Annotated in this window: 14 protein-coding genes; 13 read left to right on the plus strand and 1 reads right to left on the minus strand. The window is 48.9% G+C overall.

What is annotated here, in order from left to right; translation table 11 throughout:
- From ACOJS8_RS05225 to ACOJS8_RS05285, 13 genes are all read left to right on the plus strand, one after another.
- Positions 1 to 539, plus strand: a 539-nt coding sequence (locus tag ACOJS8_RS05225) for a FecR family protein (RefSeq protein WP_420147476.1), incomplete at its 5' end; no start/stop codon positions are given.
- Between the two features lie 225 nt (positions 540 to 764).
- Complete coding sequence (locus tag ACOJS8_RS05230; protein WP_420147477.1) at positions 765 to 4,244, plus strand: SusC/RagA family TonB-linked outer membrane protein; 3,480 nt, start codon at positions 765 to 767, stop codon at positions 4,242 to 4,244.
- 10 nt (positions 4,245 to 4,254) lie between these two features.
- Complete coding sequence (locus ACOJS8_RS05235) at positions 4,255 to 6,093, plus strand: RagB/SusD family nutrient uptake outer membrane protein (protein ID WP_420147478.1); 1,839 nt, start codon at positions 4,255 to 4,257, stop codon at positions 6,091 to 6,093.
- Between the two features lie 45 nt (positions 6,094 to 6,138).
- On the plus strand, positions 6,139 to 9,132 hold the full coding sequence (locus ACOJS8_RS05240) for a SusC/RagA family TonB-linked outer membrane protein (RefSeq protein ID WP_420147479.1): 2,994 nt from the start codon (positions 6,139 to 6,141) through the stop codon (positions 9,130 to 9,132).
- A 14-nt stretch (positions 9,133 to 9,146) separates the two neighbouring features.
- Positions 9,147 to 10,904 (plus strand): RagB/SusD family nutrient uptake outer membrane protein, encoded by a 1,758-nt coding sequence (locus ACOJS8_RS05245; RefSeq protein WP_420147480.1) that lies wholly within the window; start codon positions 9,147 to 9,149, stop codon positions 10,902 to 10,904.
- A 45-nt stretch (positions 10,905 to 10,949) separates the two neighbouring features.
- Positions 10,950 to 11,966 (plus strand): DUF5627 domain-containing protein, encoded by a 1,017-nt coding sequence (locus ACOJS8_RS05250; RefSeq protein WP_420147481.1) that lies wholly within the window; start codon positions 10,950 to 10,952, stop codon positions 11,964 to 11,966.
- 34 nt (positions 11,967 to 12,000) lie between these two features.
- Entirely contained in the window at positions 12,001 to 13,113 is a 1,113-nt protein-coding gene (locus ACOJS8_RS05255; RefSeq protein WP_420147482.1) for a glycoside hydrolase family 99-like domain-containing protein, read from the plus strand.
- Positions 13,114 to 13,143: 30 nt separating this feature from the next.
- Positions 13,144 to 14,112, plus strand: a complete 969-nt coding sequence (locus ACOJS8_RS05260) for a metallophosphoesterase (protein ID WP_420147483.1) — start codon at positions 13,144 to 13,146, stop codon at positions 14,110 to 14,112.
- A 35-nt stretch (positions 14,113 to 14,147) separates the two neighbouring features.
- Positions 14,148 to 15,239 carry a glycoside hydrolase family 99-like domain-containing protein gene (locus ACOJS8_RS05265; protein ID WP_420147484.1) on the plus strand — a complete coding sequence of 364 codons (1,092 nt, stop codon included), beginning with the start codon at positions 14,148 to 14,150 and terminating at the stop codon, positions 15,237 to 15,239.
- A gap of 370 nt (positions 15,240 to 15,609) precedes the next feature.
- The gene (locus tag ACOJS8_RS05270; protein ID WP_420147485.1) at positions 15,610 to 16,428 is read left to right on the plus strand and encodes a lysophospholipid acyltransferase family protein; all 819 of its coding nucleotides are present in this window, start codon (positions 15,610 to 15,612) and stop codon (positions 16,426 to 16,428) included.
- A gap of 40 nt (positions 16,429 to 16,468) precedes the next feature.
- The gene (locus ACOJS8_RS05275) at positions 16,469 to 18,772 is read left to right on the plus strand and encodes a DUF7133 domain-containing protein (RefSeq protein ID WP_420147486.1); all 2,304 of its coding nucleotides are present in this window, start codon (positions 16,469 to 16,471) and stop codon (positions 18,770 to 18,772) included.
- Between the two features lie 25 nt (positions 18,773 to 18,797).
- Entirely contained in the window at positions 18,798 to 19,640 is an 843-nt protein-coding gene (locus ACOJS8_RS05280) for a formylglycine-generating enzyme family protein (protein WP_420147487.1), read from the plus strand.
- On the plus strand, positions 19,637 to 20,356 hold the full coding sequence (locus tag ACOJS8_RS05285; RefSeq protein ID WP_420147488.1) for a 3-keto-disaccharide hydrolase: 720 nt from the start codon (positions 19,637 to 19,639) through the stop codon (positions 20,354 to 20,356). Before ACOJS8_RS05280 ends, ACOJS8_RS05285 begins: the two co-directional genes overlap by 4 nt.
- 43 nt (positions 20,357 to 20,399) lie before the next feature.
- Here ACOJS8_RS05285 and ACOJS8_RS05290 read toward each other — a convergent pair whose 3' ends face one another.
- Complete coding sequence (locus ACOJS8_RS05290) at positions 20,400 to 21,821, minus strand: inorganic phosphate transporter (RefSeq protein WP_420147489.1); 1,422 nt, start codon at positions 21,819 to 21,821, stop codon at positions 20,400 to 20,402.
- Positions 21,822 to 21,991: the final 170 nt, after the last annotated feature.

Consider the following 21,991-nt stretch of genomic DNA (forward strand, 5'->3'; position numbering starts at 1 on the left):
CCGGTGAAGCGTTTTTTGAGGTGGCCCGCAATCCCCAAAAACCCTTTGTTGTTTATACGAATGAGTTAATTACCAAAGTGTTAGGAACAAGTTTCTGGATAAATACCAACGTAGCGGATAAACACATGACCGTGTCGGTAAAGACTGGAAAAGTGTTTGTCTATAAAAAAACGAAGAGCGATGCGACAGAGCAGCTGACAGGAGTGGTCCTGTTGCCAAACCAACAGGCTGACTACAAGCCCGATTCAGATAAGTTGAGCCGTACCCTCGTCGACGAACCGCTTCCTATTTTACCAGAAAATGAACACCAGATGTCTACGTTCGATAATGTGCCGGTTGCCGAACTCCTCGATAACCTCGAAATGGCGTATGGCGTAGACATTCAGTTCGATAGGAACGTACTTACAAGTTGTAGGCTAACCACTTCGTTTAAGGATGAATCGTTATTTCAACGACTGGAGGTATTGTGTGAAGCGATAAACGCTACATACCGAATAGAAGAAACACGTATTGTGATTGATGCCCGACGATGTTTGTAAACTCACCGGAATAATCTGACAAAAATGCGAGAGCTTATACTATAAATCACTAAGCCAAGCACTGCGCCCGACTTTTACTAGGGTAGAGCTTCCTTCCTCTTAATTTGATGACGTATATAAATATCCGTTAGCTCGGATACGGAAAAAGTATTGTCTAAAAAATCAAGAATGATCAAACTAATGAGAAAATCCTTTACTTCTCGACACTTCCAAATTCTGACGAAAATGCTGCTGATACCATTCGCTACGGTAATCGTTTTCAGCAGCTTCACCGTGACTCGTGAACTGGCCACGCAGGATTTGCTGAATAAGAAGGTTACCCTTAAAATGGAAAACCGGAGCCTTGCTGACGTTCTCCTGCAGATAGGAAAGCAGGTAGATGTTACGTTTACGTATCGTACCAAATTATTGCCCGAACAGCCGGTCGTTTCGGTAAACTACCGAAACGACAAATTAGCTAACGTACTGAATCAACTGCTTTCGCCAATCAGTGTAAAATACAGGATCATTGGTAAACAGATTGTGCTGACACCCAGCGAAGTTGAGTCAAATTCCTCTGCAACAGACGTAGTAGAACCAGACCACAGCGCTAAAGCCGAGATTACTGTCACAGGAACGATTGTGGACGATAAAGGGGAGAAACTCCCCGGTGTAACTGTCCTGATAAAAGGAACCCAGCGAGGCACAACCACGGATACCGACGGAAAATTTTCACTTGGCGTGCCTACCCGTGAGACGATTCTTGTTTTTTCCTACGTCGGATTCTTATCGCAGGAGATTACAGTCGGAAACCGAACGAAGATCGACGTAGTGCTGAAAGGTGACGACAAGACGCTTGACGAAGTGGTAGTAGTGGGTTTCGGCACACAAAAAAAGCAGAGCGTAGTGGGCTCTATTGTTCAGACATCGAATGAGGAGCTGAAACGGGTGGGCAACGTAACGGACCTTAAACAGGCTTTGACCGGAAACTTACCGGGTTTGACGACGATCACCGCCAGTGGAGAACCGGGCGGAACCGCCAGTGGGGAAAGTGCTACATCGATTTTCATTCGTGGACGTAACACCTGGAACGGAGGGCAGCCACTCATTATGGTCGATGGCGTTGAACGTAACATGGAGAACATCGACGTCAACGAAGTCGCCACAGTGTCAGTCTTAAAGGATGCCTCTGCAACGGCGGTTTTTGGCGTGAAAGGGGCTAATGGCGTTATTCTGATTACAACCAAACGAGGATCAGAATCGAAGCCACAGCTTGCTGTTTCGTACAACGCAACGGCCCTTTCGGTTTCCCGACTACCCGATAAACTGGATTCGTTTGAAGCCATCATGCTTCGAAATGAAATGATTGAGCGCGAAGGCCCCATCAATCCGGTTTCGTGGAGCGACTACGTACCGTATGAAGTGGCGCTACGTTATCGACGGCCTCAAAGCGATATTAATTCAGTTCTTTACCCGAATGTCGACTGGAAAGAAGCCATGTTTAAGGATGTATCCTGGTCGCAGAAGGCGAATCTGAACGTAACAGGCGGAACCAAATTCGTCAAATATTTTGGATCGCTGGCGTATCTCAACGAGAGCGACATGTTCAAAAAGTACGAGAACAATAAGAACTACGATCCGAGCTATAGTTTCAATCGGTTTAACTTTCGAAGCAATCTGGATTTTAGAGTTACAGGAACCACGAACTTAAAAGTAAATCTGGCCGGTTTTTTCAGCCAGAAAAATACCAACTACTCCTATGCCAGTGGTACGTCGGGCACCAACCCGCTGGCCTGGGCCGCAGCGTATCGGTTTCCGCCCGATGCTATTTTGCCACAATATCCAGATGGAAGCTGGGGACAGAACTATGCGTTACCGCCGGAGCAGCTTCAAAATCCGGTGGCCTTGATTTATAATACGGGGGTTTGGGAGCGCCGTGAAGTGGCCTTAAATACTGATTTTGCTATTGAGCAGAAACTGGACTTCCTTACGAAAGGACTGAGTGTGACGGGTTTGTTGTTTTATGATAACAGCCTGCAAACTGTTGGCGGCATTACAGATCAGAATCATGTGCGCCCTGAAGGTAATCTGCTCGGAAAGATTGTTTATCCCGACCGGTATACCGGCGAAGGACAAGACCCCAGTCAGTACACAGAGACCACACCGGTTACCGCTGCCAATGCATTTGACTGGGTGGCCACTCCATGGACAATTAACCCGGAAGAAGTTTCCTCAACGTTTGTTGGTTACCTGCCTATTCGGCGCCGACTGATGTATCAATTGCAGTCGAATTACACCCGCTCGTTCGACAAACACAACGTTGGAGCGATGGGCTTATTCAAACGAGAACAGTTTGCGCAGGGCAGTATGTTTCCGAGCTACCGCGAAGACTGGGTATTTCGGACAACCTACGATTACGAATCACGGTATCTGTTCGAGTTTAACGGCGCGTACAACGGATCGGAAAAATTCGGGCCTGGCTACAGGTTTGACTTTTTCCCGTCGTACGCATTTGGCTGGAATGTTTCCAATGAAAAATTCTTTAAGGTCCCCGCGATCAATCATTTGAAGTTTCGCTACAGCGCCGGAACCGTTGGAGACGATGCTGGCGGGGCAAGATGGGCCTACCAATCGCAGTATGCTTATGGAAACTCCAGCCTGCTCAACGCAAACCCGAATGAAAAAAGCCCGTACCTGTGGTACAAAGAATCGATTGTCGGCAACCCTGATATTCATTGGGAGAAAGCCCGTAAACACAACTATGGAGCCGAGTTAGGCCTTTTTAATGACCTGATTCAAATGAATTTTGACTACTTTACAGAGAACCGTACCGACATCATTATTTCGGGGGCCTCCCGGGCCATTCCACCTTATTTTGGCGCCACTCCGCCTTCGGCAAACCTTGGTCAGGTAAAATCAAAAGGATATGAACTGGAACTGAAGGTTAACAAACGCTTTCCGTCGGGCATAAACCTTTGGGGTAATTTCGCTTTTACCCACACCCAGAATACAATAATCAATCGGGATGACCCAGCCCTACAGGCCGCCTATCAGAAGCAGGCTGGGTATCAGATCAGCCAGACCAGAAGCCTGATAAATACCGGATTTTACAACAACTGGGATGAGGTGTTTGCCAGCGTTCCGCAGCAAACCAATGACCTCTCCAAACTGCCCGGTTATTACAATACGCTGGATTACAACGCTGACGGAGTAATTACGGGTAACGACGACACCGTGCCCTTTGGCCACTCCGACGTACCGCAGAATAATTACAACGCGTCGTTTGGAGCCAGTTACAAAGGTTTCTCTGTAATGCTACAGTTTTTCGCCGTTAACAACGTATCGAGAAATATCCCACTCGACAATTTTTACCTGTATCAGAACGTGCTGTTTTCCCATGTACGTGATCACTGGTCAAGAGACAATCAGAATGCTACGTCCTTTCTCCCCCGCTGGAAGTCGCAGGGGCAGTTCATTGGTAATTACTTCATTTACGATGGATCGTTTGTACGGCTACGCACAGCCGAGGTGGCTTATACCTTGCCTAAGACGTTCACAAATCGCCTGGGCGTCTCCTCACTACGTTTGTTTGTCAATGGCAACAACCTTCTCTTCTGGTCTAAACTTCCCGACGACCGGGAGTCGGCGGCTTCGGGTGGTGCGGCCAATGCGGGGGCTTATCCTACGCCACGACGCATAAACTTCGGTATCGACTTAACTTTTTAATACATAGGTCATGATCAGAAATAGACTGTACAGACTCAGACATTGGCTGGTAGGCAGTATGGTGGTCGTTACGTTTTTTGCCAGCAGTTGCGAAAGCTATCTTGACCGAGCTCCTGAAGCTAGCATATCAGATAAAGATGTGTATGGGAGTTTTATTAGTTTTCAGGGGTTTGTCGAGGAAATCTACAATAGTGTAGTTGACATCCATAAAGTACTGGGTGGTAACTTCTTCTATAGCTTCAGCGCTTCTGACGAGGTTTTATCGACAGTACCGTTACCATGGGACGATGGTAACTACTGGAACCAGGGTAACTTTCTTTACGGCGCGACCCCCAATTTTAACTACTATTCCAATCTTACCGGGATGCGTGTCTGGCCGTTTGCCTGGTACGCCATCCGAAAAGCGAACCTTGGTCTGAGCGAGCTGGATATGCTGGAGGCCACTCAGGAAGAGAAAGACGCCATTAAAGGGCAGTGCCTGTTTTTCCGGGCCTTCTTCCACTTTGAGTTAATGCGCTATTACGGTGGGCTTCCCTACGTCGATGCGGTACAGGGCTCGTCGGAAGCTCTTACGTTGCCCCGACTTACGTATAAAGAAACGGCCTTGAGAGTAGCGCAGGATTTCAAAGAAGCGGCCAACTTGTTACCGTTAAAGTGGGACGGGACTGCTATGGGTAGCGCTACGTTGGGCAATAATGCGCAACGGATTACGAAAATCCATGCCTTGTCGATGCTGGGTAAAAATCTGCTGTATGCTGCCAGCCCGATGATGAACGAATCCTCGACCGGGCAGAACGCCTACGATGTAGAATTGAGTAAGCAGGCCGCCGACGTACTGGCCGAAGTGATTAAAATATGCCGGGAAACCGGCGTGTACCGCTTACAATCCTGGACTACATGGACGGATAATTTCTGGGTTTGGTCGCCCAGTAACCGCGATCGGCCGGGCGGTACCGAGGTGATCATGAACCAGACCATTTATATTCCGAGTTATGTCCGGTTTACCACCAATCGCATAAGCAATCCAGTGCAGTTCGGGGCGGGCAACAACCGGGTTGAAGTGCCCACACACAACTTCATTAAAAACTACGGGATGGCCAACGGTCTGCCCATTGATGACCCCGAATCGGGCTACAATCCGAACGATCCATGGACCGGGCGCGACCCAAGGTTTTATGTCGACATTATTTATGACGGCGTCCGCATGGTCGACAATGCCACCGCTGCAGCCGCCAAACAGAACGAGTTTGCCCAGTTGGCCAACAACGGCATGCATCGGAACGGTACCCCGGCCAGCAGCAACGTAGCAGGGAGCGTAACGGGTTACTTTTACAAAAAATGGACACCGAAAGGCTGTAACCCCTGGGATAATCGGTGGGGAAGTTTTCAGTCGTATCATCCGCAGATGCGCCTTGCTGACGTGTACCTGATGTATGCCGAAGCCGTATTGCATGGTTATGGATCACCGCTTTCTCAATCGCCTGGGGCTGCCTTAACGGCTGTCGATGCTGTCAACGCCATCCGTAACCGCGCTACGTTGCCCAATCTGGCCCCCAAATACACGGGAGCTAAAGAAGCTTTCATGAAAGAAATTATCCGGGAACGGGCGGTTGAGTTCGCCTTTGAAGGGCATCGCTTTTTTGATCTGCGCCGGTGGAACATTGCCGGAAACGCCGAATATCTTCAGAAAACGGCCATTGACTTTGATCGGGGTGCAAACGGCAAACCCATCAATCTGAGAGAACGGGTAGTGGTTACCCGGGTATTTGAAAAAAGACATAACTGGCTTCCGTTCCAATTGAGAGACACGAGACTATACGAAGGCTTCCCACAAAATCCAGGGTGGTAACCATCCATAGTCATCTTAGTGTCAACCTTTAACCAGTTGAATCACATGAAGAGAATATACTTATACCTGACCTGCCTTTTTCTGTGTTGCCAGGTTGTTGCCCTGGCTCAAAAAAAAGCGGCTGCGCCAATGGTGATCAAGTCGATTGTGGCCGACGAAAATGGTACGCCAATCAGCAACGCAACTATCTACGGTAACGAAGGCATCGCCGTTAGCAAGACCGAGGCAAACGGCCAGTTTACAATCACGATCCCATCGCTGGGCGATCTGCTCATTGAAGCGCCCGGATTCGAATCCACCGTGTTTAAACCCGGCGATTACAGTAATCAGGAAAGACTGACGCTAACAAAATCACCCTTTCTATTTGGCGAACGCGACGTAGTGAATGTTGCCTTTAGTAAAATCAAAAAAGGTAATCTGGTAAACGCCGTTAGTGTGCTGAACCCCGACGAGCTGAGGCAATTCGACAATACGCAGAGCGTTGCCTCGGCCCTCAATGGTCTTATTCCCGGTATGCTTGGCAGTTCGAATGTTCGCGGGATTGGTAGCCCGATGTTTGTAGTCGATGGCCTGCCGCGCGACGTCAGTACCCTCAACCTGTCGGAGGTGGCCCAGATTTCAATTTTGAAAGACATCAACTCGGCCGTTCTGTACGGCAATGATGCGGTCAATGGCGTAGTACTCGTAACCACCAAACGCGGACAGGCCTATAAGAAGCAGATCAATGCAACCGCTTTTTACGGTATCTCCCGGCCCAGCGCTTTACCTCAGTATCTTCCATCGGCCGATTACATGGAACTGTACAACGAAGCGCGGTTAAACGATGGGCTGGGCGTTCAGTATTCGCCGACCCAAATTCAGAATTTCAGAACCGGTAACCCCTATCGATACCCCAGCGTAGATTACTACTCGGGCGACTATTTAAAAAAACTGAGACCGTTTTCACGGGCGATGGTCGATTTTTCGGGCGGAAACAACGTAGCAACGTATTACACCAACATCGGCTGGACCCAAACCGGAAGCCTCTATAATTTCGGGGAAGGGAAATCCATGAAATCCAACGTATTTAATGTGCGTGGGAACATTGACCTGAGAGTAAATCCCTGGATCAAAAGTGCGCTGGACGCGGTCTTTGTATTGAACGACAATAACCAGCCGCAGGGCAGCTTTTTCGCCAATGCGGCTACACTCCGGCCAAACCTGTATGCCCCACTGATTCCCATGTCGCTAATCGACCCGGAAAATTCGCTTCTGAAAGGGCGTAAAACGGATATCGATGGTACGTACCTCATCGGTGGAACCGCTACGTATCTGACAAACCCTATAGCCTCTGGCTATGCGGGCGGGCAAAATCGGCAGTTGCAACGCGTTTTTTCGTTCAATAACCGGATTGATTTCGACCTGAGCCGTTCAGTTCCGGGGCTGGCCTTTCATACCAATCTGAGCTTCGATTACCTGACCCTTTACGATCAGTTTATCAGCAACAGCTACGCGGCTTACGAGCCAACGTGGTCTGATAAGGAAGACCGTATCGTTAGCCTTCGGAAGTTTGGGGAGGACGTACGTAGTGGAACTCAGAATGTTGGCAATGCTTCCTACCGGCGCCGGATTGGCTTTTATGGATTGCTGGATTACAACAAGAACGTAGACGACATCCACCAGATTACCGGCTCGCTGCTGGCCTATCTCACCAGCGACAAGGTTCAGGGCGATATTCAGGGCAATAAAAATGCTAACCTGGGTTTGCGGCTGGGTTATGGGTTCAAAAATAAATACCTGGTCGATTTCAGCAGCGCCTTCGTGAACTCCGTTAAACTACCGGCCAATAACCGCACCGCTTTCTCGCCGTCGCTGGGGCTGGCCTGGGTACTGAGTTCGGAAGGATTTATGTCGTCAGTGTCGTTTATTAACTACCTGAAAATTCGTGCATCGGCCGGTTTGCTAAATTCGGATAACGGCATCAGCGGATTTTTCAATTACGACGAGCGGTATACGGGCTCTGGCAGTTATTCGTGGTACGAAGGTACCCGGTCGCGGGGTGGTGTCATCGCCCAGAATGGTGGCAATCTGAATCTGGCCTTTGAAAAACGTAATGAACTGAATGTTGGCTTTCAGAGCCTGCTGTTTGGCAATCGCCTGTCGCTGGATGCCAATGTGTTTACCAGCTTGTATTACGATCAGATTACCCGTCCGCAAACCATCTACCCGAACTATTTTTCAACCTTTATTCCATACCGAAACTTTGAAGATAATGCCTACCGCGGAGCCGAGCTGGGTCTTTCCTACCGCGAGAATTGGGGTGATTTCAGGCTGATTGTTGGCGCTAACATGCTTTATGCTGATTCGAAGGTTAAAAAACGGGATGAGCTTTACGCAACCAGCAACCGAAATCGTACCGGCCAGCCGGTCGATGCCCGGTTTGGATTGGCTTCCGATGGTTTTTTCAATAGCCAAAGCGATATTGAAAGTCATGAATCCCAGGCGTTCGGAACTGTAAAACCGGGTGATATAAAATACAAAGATCAAAACGGCGACGGCATTATCGACGCCAATGATGAGGTCCGTATTGGCCGGTGGCAGGCTCCATTTTCGTATGGCCTTAACCTTCGCCTATCCTACAAAAACCTGACTTTATTTGCGCGCGGCAATGGGCGAATGGGCGCCGATGGCGAAATCTCGAATAACTACTTCTGGGTTGATGGCGATGACAAATACTCGACATTTGTGCTGAACCGCTGGACTGAAGCCACCCAGGCAACTGCTACGTTCCCCAGGCTGAGTTCCCTTGCCAACACAAATAACTACCGCAGCTCTGATTTCTGGCTATACCGCGATAACTACTTCACCGTCGATCGGGTGCAGCTTACGTATACAGTTCCGCTGAAGGTGTCAAACAAATTGAACATGCGAGGCTTTTCGGTTTTTGCTGATGCGTCCAATCTGGTCATGATTTCGAAATTCCGGCAGTTTAAGGAGCTAAATATTGGCAGCGAACCTCAGTACCGGTCTTATTCTTTGGGTCTGAATATCTCGTTTTAATTCCTGAAAAAGATATGAAGAAGTTCTTACTATACGTCCTGTTCGCGCTGGCTACCGTTACGTTCTGGTCCTGTGATCTGCTGGAGCCAGTAAACGATAATCATGCTACGATTGACCGGCTCTATCAGGACCCGGGTTTCGCTGAAGGGGTGCTGATGAGCGCTTATACTAAAATTCCGACGAACAATCTCAGCTTTAATGACGTAGCAACCGACGATGCCGTAAGCAACAACAAACTGAACGATTACCTGCGTATGGCAACCGGCCAATGGTCGGCAATGTATAACCCTGTGGATCAATGGGCAAACTGTATTTCCGGCATTCAAACAACGAACCAGTTCATTACGCTCATTGATACCGTCAACTGGAAAGGCTCCGTTCCTGAACTAAACTGGCTATATACGCAGCGATTCAAGGGAGAAGCTTATGCGCTACGTGCTTTGTTGCAATATCATCTGCTAGTGGCTGTTGCCGGTCCAGGCCCCGGTGGGCAAATGCTGGGTATTCCGATCATTGACAAATTCCTGGACGCGAATGCCAACTTCAATATTCCAAGGGCTACGTTTGCGGAGTCCGTTGATCGGATTTATGCCGATATCAATGAATCTTTGAAGTACCTGACCATGAACGACTATCTGAATGTGAGCAGTGCGGCCCAGTTGCCGCCCGGCTACGAAAAGGTATCGACCAGTAACTATAATATTGTATTCGGGTCTGAACTCAATCAGCGAATTTCGGCACGAGTTCTTAGGGCGTTGCGGGCAAAAGTAGCGTTGCTTGCAGCCAGCCCAGCCTTTAATACGGACCCTACGAAATGGGAACAGGCGGCTAACTACGCCGGGAGCGTATTGAAAGACATTGGCGGCCTGACAGGGCTTGACCCGGAAGGAAATAAGTTTTATCTGAAAACGCTCGTCGACAAACTGAACGTATCGGCAGCCAGCCCAATCGAGCAGAAGGAAATTTTATGGAGACGGTCGGTCGTTACGACGAACACGCGCGAAATGGCCAATTATCCGCCATCACTTTTTGGCAGAGGCAATGTTAACCCCACGCAGAATCTTGTCGATGCGTTTCCTGCCTCAAATGGTTATCCAATAGATCGTCCAGAAAGTAAATACGATAAAGCAAAGCCTTACGACAGTCGCGACCCTCGTCTGCGCCAGTACATAGCCTATAACGGAAACACGATTTCCGGGAAAACCATTCTTACAGGCGTAGGTGGCGGTATTGATGCGAAAGATTCACTGGAAACGTCAACCCGTACCGGTTACTATCTAAAAAAATTGTTGGTCGAAGAAGTCAATCTGAACCCCGTTTCGACCACGACTCAAAAGCACTACGAAGTTCACATGCGTTATACGGAGTTGTTCCTGTTGTACGCTGAAGCCGCCAATGAAGCCTGGGGACCAACCGGTTCTGGCACCTGGGGATTCTCGGCAAAGGACGTAATCGGTGCGATACGTAGCCGGGCGGGCATCCCTAAAGCCGATCCGTACCTGGCGAGCCTTTCCACAAAGGAAGATATGCGGCAACTCATCCGGAATGAACGTCGGCTGGAGCTTTGCTTCGAAGGCTTCCGATTCTGGGATTTGCGCCGGTGGAAAGCCGATTTAACCGAAACCGCAAAAGGCGTCAATATCAACAGGGGAACCTACACAGTCGTTGACGTTGAGCCGAGGGTATATAAAAATAACTTCATGCACTACGGTCCCGTACCTCAAACAGAGGTTGTTAAATACCAGGCACTCCAGCAAAACCAGGGCTGGTAATTCATTGTCATCTGAACTTCGGAAAATCATTACAAGCGCTCCGACATGAAAAAGATCTTGCTCCTACTTGTTTGCCTGGCTGGGTTATATGCCTGTAAAAATCAGGAAATTGTATTCCCGGATTACAACTATACTTCGGGCTATTTCCCATATCAGTACCCCGTTCGGACGCTGATTCTGGGGGATTACATCTACGATAATTCCAACGACAATAATCATAAATTCCTGATATCGGCAGCGATGGGCGGAGTATATGAGAATACAAAGGATCGGATCTTCAAAATCCAGGTTGATAATAGCCTTTGTAATCAGGCAAAATTTGCCGCTACTAATCAGCCCATGTATCCGCTGCCGGAAAAATATTACACGCTGAGTTCGTCCGATCAGCTGATCATTCCGGCGGGTGAGTTCAATGGAAATATTGCGGTTCAGCTAAAAGATGATTTTTTTGATGACACGCTGGCAATTAAGCTGGCGTACGTATTGCCAGTACGTATCAAAGAAGTGATCGGCCTCGATTCATTGCTCAGGGGGAAGTCATCTATAGCGCAACCCGATCCCAGAATTGCCAGCAACTGGCAGGTGACTCCCAAGGATTTTACCATGTTCGCGGTCAAATTTATTAATCCATTTCATGGCAGCTATTTCCGCCGGGGCAAAAGTACGGTTAAAAACGCGGCCGGTCAGGAGATTGAATCGACGACGTACCGGACTCAGTTCATCGAAAAAAACGAAGTATGGAATCTGGCGACAAAGAGTAAAAATCAGGTTACTATGGCCGGTAATTTGAACTCTACTGCCATCAAAGGAACATTGAGTCTGTTGCTGACTTTTACCGGCAATGACTGCGTTGTACAAAACACTCCCGGTTCTGCCTTTCAGGTGACTGGCAGCGGCAAGTTTATCGATGATGCCGACGAGTGGGGTAATAAAAAACGAGACGCTATCCACCTAACGTATCAGTTTCAGCAAGGCACGAATACGTATTCGGCAACCGATACGCTGGTTATTCGGGATCGGGGCGTAGGGATGGAAGTTTTCCAGCCCGTAATCGCTAAATGACAGCCTTTGACAGACCGTTTTTGCGGCTAACGTTATGAAAACTCAATCAATATGGTTGCGTTCGGCAGTCTTGCTGGCCTGCCTGACGGGAGTAGTATGGCCACTGTATGGCCAAACGGCAAGGAAGCCGATCAGCGTTGGTGCTTATTATTACGATGGATGGGGCGGTAAAAATCCCAAAGCCGACGATCCGAACGAGCCCTGGGCAAGAACGGCACCCCGTCAGGTTACCAAACGAATGCTGAATGAATTTGCCGACCGCGAACCCGTATGGGGCTGGCGAAATGATTCGCAGGCAATCATGGAGCGGCAGATCGACCTGGCGGCCGATAACGGAATCGAGTTTTTTCTTTTTTGCTGGTACTGGCGCGATGCCAACGGCTCTTTTAACCCGGAAAAAGTAGCAAGCCTGCCTCAGCATGAAAGCATGCAGCGGTACTTGAAGGCAAAAAATAAAAACCGGATCAAGTTTGGTTTGCTGATTGCCAATCATCAGGGCGCTGAAATTGTCGGTACCGAAAATTGGCAAAAAGCAACCGAACACTGGATGCAGTATTTCAACGATCCTCAGTACGTTAAAGTTGACTCGAAGCCACTAGTGGTTGTATTCAACGCGAAGGGGATCGAAAATGCGGACCTTGTCGGCATGCAGGAGGTAGCTCAGAAAAGCGGCTTAACTGGACTGACAATTGCCGGATGTGGGAATACAGCAGGAAAAAACTTTACCGTAACAACGCATTACAACGTAGTGCCAGGTTATTCGGCGGGTTCACAGGAACATGCCTATAGCGAACTGGCCGATGCACAACGTAGCAAATGGCAAGGGTCAGCGCAACAACCCTATATCCCGACGGTAATTGTGGGGTGGGATAAACGGCCCTGGGAAGATGCCAGTGGCAACGGCAAAGGGGGTGCCAAACAGGGCTGGTATTATACGGGCCGCACACCCGAACAGTTCAAAAAGTTCCTGAACGATGCCGTTTCCTGGATGGATGCCCACCCCGAGCAGACGCCAAAAGAACGAATGGTATTGATCTACGCCTGGAACGAACTCGGAGAAGGCGGCTACCTGGTTCCCACCAAAGCTGACCCTACCGGGAGTTACCTGAAGGTTGTTCGGGAGGTTGCCTCCGAACAGAGAAAATAAAGCCGGAATTACAAACAAATAAACGTTCGCATGATAAAAAGACTCCTCCTGGCCGTTTTGGCCGGCGTGGCCACTATGGCTAGTGTACATGCCCAAAAATTTACTATACCAGTTTTCCCTGACACCCAGAGCGAAGTTGGCAGTAATCATGCCATGTTCAATAGCCGAATCAAATGGGTTGTAGATCACAAAGATTCGCTCAACATCCCGATGGTTTTGCACGTTGGTGATGTCGTCAATTTTGATAATTACGACCATTTTGAAGTCGCCAGCAAGGGGTTCGACGTCTTCGACGCGCATCATATTCCGTATGCCATTACGCTGGGGAATCATGATACAGAGGCCGTTGGCTTTAATAGCGGCAGTGCGGCTCCGGGCAATGTAAACCAGAACCTGCGAAAAACGCACAAGTTCAATTCGTATTTCCCGGTCAGTCGTTTTACGCACCAGCGCGGTCGGTATGAAGCGGACAAGAGCGACAATGCTTACTACACGTTTAAAGTAGGGCAAACCAACTGGCTCGTGATCAGTCTGGAGTTTTGCCCACGCATGGGTCCGATCAACTGGGCAGGGGATATTATTAAAGAGTATTTCAATTACAACGTAATCATTCTCACGCACTACCACTTAACCACGAAAGGAGAGATCGACACACGTAACGCCGGATACGGCGACTTTAGTCCGCAGGTGGTGTATGATCGGCTGGTAAAGAAATACGCTAACATCCGATTTGTGCTGAGTGGACACGTAATGAGTTCGGCGCTAAAAGTAGATACCGGCGAACACGGCAATAAAATATACCAGATTCTCCAGAACTATCAGAACGACGATCTGGGTGGAGGTTATATCCGGTTGCTCTCGTTCGATATGGATAAAAAGACCGTTTCGGCCAGCATGTATTCGCCGTTTTATAAAAAGACTAAAGACGATACGTCCCGATTTATGCTGGAAGGCGTCGACCTGATCAAACAAGGCGAAGAACGCGCTCTGAAACGATAAGCAAAATCATCTTAAACGTAATAATCCTTACCTCTATGCACCTGCTACGTTCACGATCTGTTCTAACCGTTTGGCTCGCTGTAGCCCTGCTTTTGTCTGGCAATCAACTGCTGGCCCAGAAAGGCAAAAACAAAATAGGCGCGTATTATTTTGACGGCTGGAGCGGTACTACGTTCCATATCACCGACGACCTGAAAACCAACTATTCCGACCGTGAGCCGGTGTGGGGATGGGTAACAAGTAAGCAGGAGATTGTTGACGAGCAGATTGCGTTGGCAGCTAGTTCTGGGCTTTCGTTTTTTAGTTTCTGCTGGTACCATCGTAATGGCCGGACCATCGAGGAACTGCCCGAAAACAGAGCATTAGGCTTATACAAAAAGTCGAAGAATGTAAAAAAGCTGGAATACTGCTTATTGGTTGCCAACCACGGTGGCTTTGATGTAGGGCCCGAAAACTGGGAGAAACTTACTGATATCTGGCTGGATGAGTTTAAACACCCTCAGTATATGCGGGTAGCCAACAAACCGCTGCTCATTTTTTTTGAATTTACTTCGCTGATCAAAAATTTTGGCTCGCCGGAAGCAGTGAGTGTGGCTTTTGAAAAACTAAGAAAACGGGCTGTCGATGCAGGCATGCCCGGTGCGTCAATCGCCATTTGCGCCGGTTCGCCCGATGGCATAGCAAAGGCCGAAAGTGCAGGTGCAGACATAATCACCGGCTACAACTATCACAGCGTAGGCTTCAAAGGACCTAACCAAGCCATTCCGATCGATACGTTGCACTCGGCCGAACAGCAACTGTGGAGTAAGCTAAGCAGTGTTGCGAAGAAACCCTATATACCCGTATCAACAATGGGCTGGGACCCGCGCCCCTGGTCGAACGAGAAAAATAAATACCAGGAGAGACCATACTTCACCGGTTTTTCAGCTCAATCGGTTCAGCAGTCAGTAAATGGTTTGCTCAACTGGATGAACGCCCACGATTCGTCGCTGACTCAGGAACGTATTGGCCTGCTTTACGCCTGGAACGAAAACGGAGAAGGCGCCTGGCTAACACCCGGGAAACACGGTTTAAATCCGCTGAACGGTCTTAAAGCAGCGCTATCCGGCAAAAAGAAAGTGAAGTAGATCAGACAGGTGACGTAGCAACTTTAATTGTTTATTCGGCAGCTCTTATTGACTTAATCACAGGGCTCAGCCGCCATATTTCTTCATAATCAATAAGTATACTCCTGGTATACAGCGGTTAACCCATCCTGACTCAAACTCAGGGCGGTCAAACGTCGTTTCATCTACCGTAATCAGACTTCCCCTCATTTTTTGCTCTGGTCATAGACCGGAGCTTTTTTGTAGGCAATGCGAAGAGAAGTTCAAATAGGTTCATTAGTAAAGAAGGGCACCTACAACTTTATTACGTGATGAAAACAGTATTCACTACTTCCGGTTTTTCAAATAGCAATCCTATATTTGACATTACTACCTGACCTTAAACATACTGATGAAATATATTAAGCCAACGAAATTCAGCTACCTGCCTAAATTCCTGATGCCGCTGGATGTACTTGGCTTGTTTGAGTGCGATCCGTTCGGCAGTTCGTTGTTAATCAGACGTATACTAATCTGCATTGTCGGATGGCTCACGTACGCACGTTATACCGTCGTGAACCGAATTCAGATTGAAGGAACTGAAAACCTGGAGAATCTTCCTATCAACAACGTACTATTTCTGTCGAACCATCAGACGTATTTCGCCGACGTTATCGCGTTTTTTCACATCTTCTGCGCTGTAAAATGGGGCTTTCAGAACACGATGGTTCCGCCCGTTTATCTCTTTGGCCCACGGGCGCGTCAGTACTACGTAGCGGCTTCCGAAACCATGAAAAAAGGGTTTGTACCGCGCGTTTTTGCGGCAGGCGGAGCACTGACAATCGAACGTTCCTGGCGGGCCGAAGGACGCGAAGTGCAACGGTCTGTCGATACGTCGGCCAACGACAAAATTGCCCTTGCCCTGGCTCATGGATGGGTTGTCAGCTTTCCGCAGGGCACCACAACCCCTTTTGCACCGATTCGGAAAGGGACAGGTCATCTTATAAAAAATAATGAGCCTATCGTCGTCCCTGTTGTGATTAATGGCTTTCGGCGGGCCTTCGACAAAAAAGGGTTACGGTTCAAAAAACGGAATACCCTCCTAACAGTACAATTTAAGGCCCCTCTCCCCTACAGCGCCGACGATACGGTCGACGACCTCGTTGCGAAAGTCCGCCATGCGATTGAGCAGGATGCACCCGAATGGGCGCAAGATTCGAATGCGTCTTAACGTAGTGTGTTACGTCTGAGTGCCTAGATACCTACCAACTATGAAGTCTTATTCCATAATAAAACCCAGCTTGCTCGTTGCCTGCCTGTGGGCCATTACGTTAGCGGCTCCTCAGTGCAGTAGCCCCAGCAAATCGACCTCCGGACATGATTTTTCCCGGGTTGTGCAGGACACGAATCCGCCGGTTGAACCGCTATCGCCCGAAGCCAGTATTCAGAAGATTCAGCTACCGCCGGGCTATCATGTCGAATTAGTAGCTAGCGAGCCGATGGTTCAGGAACCGGTTGCCATTGCCTGGGACGGGAACGGCCGTATGTACGTAGCGGAAATGAATACGTATATGAAGGATGCCAACGCCACGGATGAATACGCACCCACGAGCCGAATCAAGCGACTGGAAGATACGGATGGCGACGGCAAAATGGATAAATCAACGATTTTCATCGACAGTCTGGTTCTGCCACGTACCATTCTGCCCGTTGGCGATCAGTTGCTGGTAGGCATTACAAACGTTCAGCACATCTGGAGTTACCGCGACACGAACGGCGACGGAAAGGCCGATGAGAAAAAGATCGTATTCCGAAACGACGCCATCGACTCCCGAAATCTTGAACATCAGAACGGCGGATTAATCTGGAATCTGGACAACTGGATTTACCCGACTCGCGACAACCTACGCTACAAATACAAAAATGGAAAACTCCAGGCCGATACGTTGATCGATAATATGATTGGGCAATGGGGAATGACGACCGATAATTACGGGCGTTTGTTTTATTCCGAAGCCGGGCCGGGTTTACCTGCCGTACAGATTCAGCAGAATCCGGCATATGGCGCACTCAACTTTGCCGATCAATATTCCGAAGATTTTACGAAACCCTGGCCCATTATCGGTACGGTTGATGCGCAGGGTGGACGCGAAGCACTACGTTCGGAAGATAATACGCTGAACAAATTCACGTCGGGTTGTGGGCAATCCATTTTTCGGGGCGATCGATTACCGGCGGATATGCTGGGCGATTACTTCGTTCCGGAACCTGTGGGACGTATCATCAAACGGGGGAAGGTAATTAACCGGGATGGCAAAATTTATATTGAAGACGCTTATAAGGAAAAAGACTGGCTGGCTTCGGCTGACATGAATTTCCGGCCAATCAATACGTATACGGGTCCCGATGGCTGTTTTTACATTGTCGATATGTACCACGGCATTATTCAGGAAAGCGAATGGACAAAACCGGGCTCCTATCTGGGCAAGATTATTCAGGAAAAAGGGTTGTATAAAAACCGGGGGATGGGCCGCATTTACCGCGTCGTGCACGACGATCTCAAGCGTGATACGCGTAAACCCAACATGCTGAATGAGCCTGCCAGTCAACTCGTTACGTATCTGGATCATCCGAACGGCTGGTGGCGCGATAACGCTCAACAGCTATTGATTGCCCGAAATGATCCATCGGTCGTGCCTGCGCTACGGCAAATAGCCACTGGTGAAAAAGGTTCGTTGCCAAAGCAACCGAGTCCACTGGCCCGCATTCACGCGTTATGGACGCTGGAAGGTTTGGACGCCATTGATAAACCGACGCTTTTTAAAGCTTTTGCCGATTCGGATGCGCAGGTGCGGAAAACCGCCGTCTGGATCAGTGAGTTCTATCTGAAGAAGAAAGACGCTGCCGTTATCGAAAAAATCGCTACGTTGCAAAATGATCCGAGTGCAGATGTACGGATTCAGTTGGCGTTGTCGCTACGTAGTTATCCATCCACCCAAACGCAGGCAATGGTCAAGCAGCTACTCACCGATAATCCGAAGAATGAGTTGATGCAGTTTTCATTCACTACGTTTACTGAAGCGCAAAAAATGAAGCAGGCCGAACTGGCTCGCACCCGCAATCTGAGCCCAGCCGACCGCGCACTGGTGACGAATGGCGCTACGATTTTCAAACAGCTTTGTGCTACGTGTCATGGTCCGGATGGGAAAGGGATAAAAGTTGCCGGTAGTGATAAAATGCCCGCCCCCCCCCTGGTTGGCTCTCCCCGTGTGACAGGCGATAAAATTCTGGTTATTCAGTTGTTGCTCAACGGAATGCGCGGCCCGGTCGATGGAAAAACCTACACCGATATGATGCCCGCTATGGGCAGTAATGACGATAAATGGATTGCATCGGTTCTGAGCTACATCCGTAACAGTGGCGATCTGGGCAATAATTCGTCGGTTGTCACGGCTAAAGAAGTGGCCGACGTTCGGGCCAATACGCCTGTCATTCCAGGTGGTATGACGCAGCAGGAACTCGAAATATTCAAGCTTGGCCGCGCCGAACGTAGCAACTGGAATAAACCTCTTTGATACGTAGCAAAATCCGTAACTGTTTATGAATACTACGTTCAAAAAGCTCTTTCCTACCCTCGCCGTCCTGTTTTACGTAGCCCCTGCATCGGCACAATCGGCTACGTTTACGAACCAAATCGGGATGGAATTCGTGCTGATTCAGCCCGGCAGCATGGTAGTTGGCCGATTCCAGCCACCATACCCCAAACCGCCAAAAGCTGATTCTGCCTCCAAAAAAGCGGCCGAAGGATTACAATGGACGAACAAAGACTACCAGATGGCCGAAAAGTTGGTAAAGCAGGATGCAAAACCGGGTTTTACGGTCAGGATTAGTCATCCGTTTTACATCGGCAAATTTGAAGTGACTCAGGCGCAATGGAAACAGGTTGTGGGCAACAATCCGTCTGCTTTTCAGGGTAATAAAGTCAAAGACGAAGCGGATCGGCATCCGGTCGAGCAGGTTACGTGGCAGGATACGCAAACCTTTCTGGCAAAGCTGAATGCGCTAGACAAAGCGCATCACTACCGCTTACCAACTGAATTTGAATGGGAATACGCTGCCCGTGCGGGTGCCAACGATGACATTTCTTGGAGAGCTATCTGGGCATCGGCGCAAATGGGTTCGACCACTACCGCTAAAGTCGGACAGAAAACACCGAATGCATGGGGGCTTTATGATACATTAGGCAACGTTTGGGAATGGGTTCAGGATTTTTACAACGAGAAGCTCTTCGCCGACCCTGCTCCGCCCCGTTCGGGAAAACAACACGTATTGAAAGGCGCGTCGTTTGTGGGTGATGTAAAAAACGCTACGTATATGACGCATGCCGCCGGGCCGGGCAATGGCTGGGACGTAGGATTTCGGGTGGTTATGGAAACGAAATGAACGGTTTAGAACGTAACAACATGTCGCTAGTCAAGCTATTCAGTATTCTGCTTTTCGTAACCGTCGCGAACCTAACTAACGCTCAAGTCGGAAAAATCCCGGTTGGATTTACCCCTATTTTTAACGGAAAGAACCTGAACGGATGGCATACCAGCCGTACGTCGCATCAGGGCACAACCGGCAATTTTTACGTAGAAAACGGCGTCATCATGCTTAAACAACGCCCTTATGGCCAGGGAGGTATTTTGTTGACGAATAAGAAATACGGCAATTTCGAGCTCTATCTGGAAGCAAAAATTGATTCGTTCTGCAATGGAGGGATTTTCTTACGTTCCAGCGAAAGCGGAATGGCATATCAGATTGAATTAGCCACACCCGGCGGACTTGGTGATTTGCTCGGCGAACGAATGAACGTAAGTAAAGGCGCGAAGGCAACCAATATCACTAAAGTCTGGAAAGTCGGCGGCTGGAACGCGTTTCGGATTCGGATGGAAGGTGATATTCCCCGGATTCGATTGTGGGTAAACGGCGAGCTGATGTGGGACGTGACACAGCCTGTCAACGACTTTATTGCCGGTGCTACGTCGGGAATGGTTGGTTTACAGGCCCATTGGTCGGCGGTATATTCATCAGCCTCCGAAGCGTTTGAGATGAGTGGTTCCTGGAAGCCAGACGCGGCTCATCGTTTCCGCAACATTGCCATAAAAGAACTCTAAACGTAGTGTGGACGGCCACATTCGTGTAGCCGTTCACACTACGTTATAACAGCCAGCGGAAGAAAATATAAAGCGTAAAGGAGAGTAAAATCGAGACGGGCAGCGTCAGTACCCAGGCCAGCGCAATGTTTCGAACGGTATCGGCCTGCAGGTTTTTAACCCCTTTACTTGCTACCATGCTACCGGCAATCCCCGACGACAGTACGTGCGTAGTACTAACGGGTAATTTCAGCCACGAAGCCAGCCCAATCATACTAGCGGCCACTAATTCGGCCGAAGCACCTTGTGCATACGTAAGGTGCTGTTTCCCGATTTTTTCACCCACCGTTACCACAATCCGTCGCCAGCCGATCATTGTTCCAAGCCCAAGCGAAACGGCAATCATCAGGATAACCCAGAAAGGTGCATAATCGGTGAATCGGCGGAGTCCGTTTTCTTCTCCAAGGTTCTTGTTTAGCTCCGCTATCTGACTGGGGCTAAGATTGGCGCCTTCGTCAGCCGTAATTTTTTTTAGGTTGCTGTTAATCAACAGCAGATCTTTCCGTACACTCAACCGCTTTTCGTTCGGAATTTTCCCGTCAACCAGTGGGCCGTTAATCAACGTTTTCAGCTCGTTTAGTTCAGTACGTGTTTCCATGAGCCGATCACGGTTGGCAGGTGATAGTCGGCTGGAATCCAGACCCGCTATCGTTTGTTCTATGCCCACGATATTGGATTGCATCAGTCGGGGGTCTATGTCTGCTTTTACGGCAAAATGGTAGGGCACAATACCGATCAAAATCAGCATGATAAGTCCAACGCCTTTTTGTCCATCGTTACTGCCGTGAAAAAAGCTAACCAGCGAACAGGTCACGATCAAAATACTACGTATCCAAGTAGGGGGCTCGCTATTTTTCTTGGGTTCTTTAAAGAGCTGTGCCTTAACATCTTCGGCTACCAACCGACGTAGTATGAACATCAGGACAATAGCCAGACTAAAACCAAGCAAAGGCGATAACAGCAGGGCTTCGCCCGTTTCAATCGCTTTATCCCAGTTAACGGCGGCTCCGGTCGTATTGTCGGGCAAGGTGGAAAAAGCCAGCCCTACGCCCAGAATTGAGCCAATAAGCGTATGCGAACTCGAGCTAGGTATACCAAAATACCACGTACCAAGATTCCAGATAATAGCACTCAGCAACAAGGCCAACACCATCGCTACGCTATGATACACATTCTGGTCAATCAGTAATTCGACGGGAAGCAGGTTTACAATACCCATCGCCACGCCAATGCCACCCAATAGAACACCCGTAAAATTGCAGATGCCCGACCAGACAACGGCGACGGTGGGTTTTAATGAATTAGTGTAGATAACTGTAGCAACGGCATTCGCAGTATCGTGGAAACCATTAACAAATTCGAAGGCACAGGCAGCGAACAAGCTGATAAAAAGGAGGATAAAAACATCCGTTTCTAATCCAAACATAGGTGGGGTATCTTCTGAAAACAGGCAGACAGTATGTCTGTAAGCCAATGATTGCCACAAAAGTACGTCAAACTACTCACAGCAATGTTATCAAATTGTTAAGTAGAGACGTAATACCTTACGTCTCACATGCGTCAGCTAACACCATCTGGTCATGAGACGCGAAGGCC

It is taken from the genome of Spirosoma sp., assembly GCF_048594605.1.
Lineage (GTDB): Bacteria > Bacteroidota > Bacteroidia > Cytophagales > Spirosomataceae > Spirosoma.

Coding starts and splice junctions, on each gene's coding strand:
- ACOJS8_RS05270 (WP_420147485.1), top strand. CDS start 15,610: ATGAAATATATTAAGCCAACGAAATTCAGCTACCTGCCTAAATTCCTG.
- ACOJS8_RS05285 (WP_420147488.1), top strand. CDS start 19,637: ATGAACGGTTTAGAACGTAACAACATGTCGCTAGTCAAGCTATTCAGT.
- ACOJS8_RS05260 (WP_420147483.1), top strand. CDS start 13,144: ATGATAAAAAGACTCCTCCTGGCCGTTTTGGCCGGCGTGGCCACTATG.
- ACOJS8_RS05275 (WP_420147486.1), top strand. CDS start 16,469: ATGAAGTCTTATTCCATAATAAAACCCAGCTTGCTCGTTGCCTGCCTG.
- ACOJS8_RS05290 (WP_420147489.1), bottom strand. CDS start 21,821: ATGTTTGGATTAGAAACGGATGTTTTTATCCTCCTTTTTATCAGCTTG.
- ACOJS8_RS05235 (WP_420147478.1), top strand. CDS start 4,255: ATGATCAGAAATAGACTGTACAGACTCAGACATTGGCTGGTAGGCAGT.
- ACOJS8_RS05280 (WP_420147487.1), top strand. CDS start 18,798: ATGAATACTACGTTCAAAAAGCTCTTTCCTACCCTCGCCGTCCTGTTT.
- ACOJS8_RS05240 (WP_420147479.1), top strand. CDS start 6,139: ATGAAGAGAATATACTTATACCTGACCTGCCTTTTTCTGTGTTGCCAG.
- ACOJS8_RS05265 (WP_420147484.1), top strand. CDS start 14,148: ATGCACCTGCTACGTTCACGATCTGTTCTAACCGTTTGGCTCGCTGTA.
- ACOJS8_RS05255 (WP_420147482.1), top strand. CDS start 12,001: ATGAAAACTCAATCAATATGGTTGCGTTCGGCAGTCTTGCTGGCCTGC.
- ACOJS8_RS05230 (WP_420147477.1), top strand. CDS start 765: ATGCTGCTGATACCATTCGCTACGGTAATCGTTTTCAGCAGCTTCACC.
- ACOJS8_RS05245 (WP_420147480.1), top strand. CDS start 9,147: ATGAAGAAGTTCTTACTATACGTCCTGTTCGCGCTGGCTACCGTTACG.
- ACOJS8_RS05250 (WP_420147481.1), top strand. CDS start 10,950: ATGAAAAAGATCTTGCTCCTACTTGTTTGCCTGGCTGGGTTATATGCC.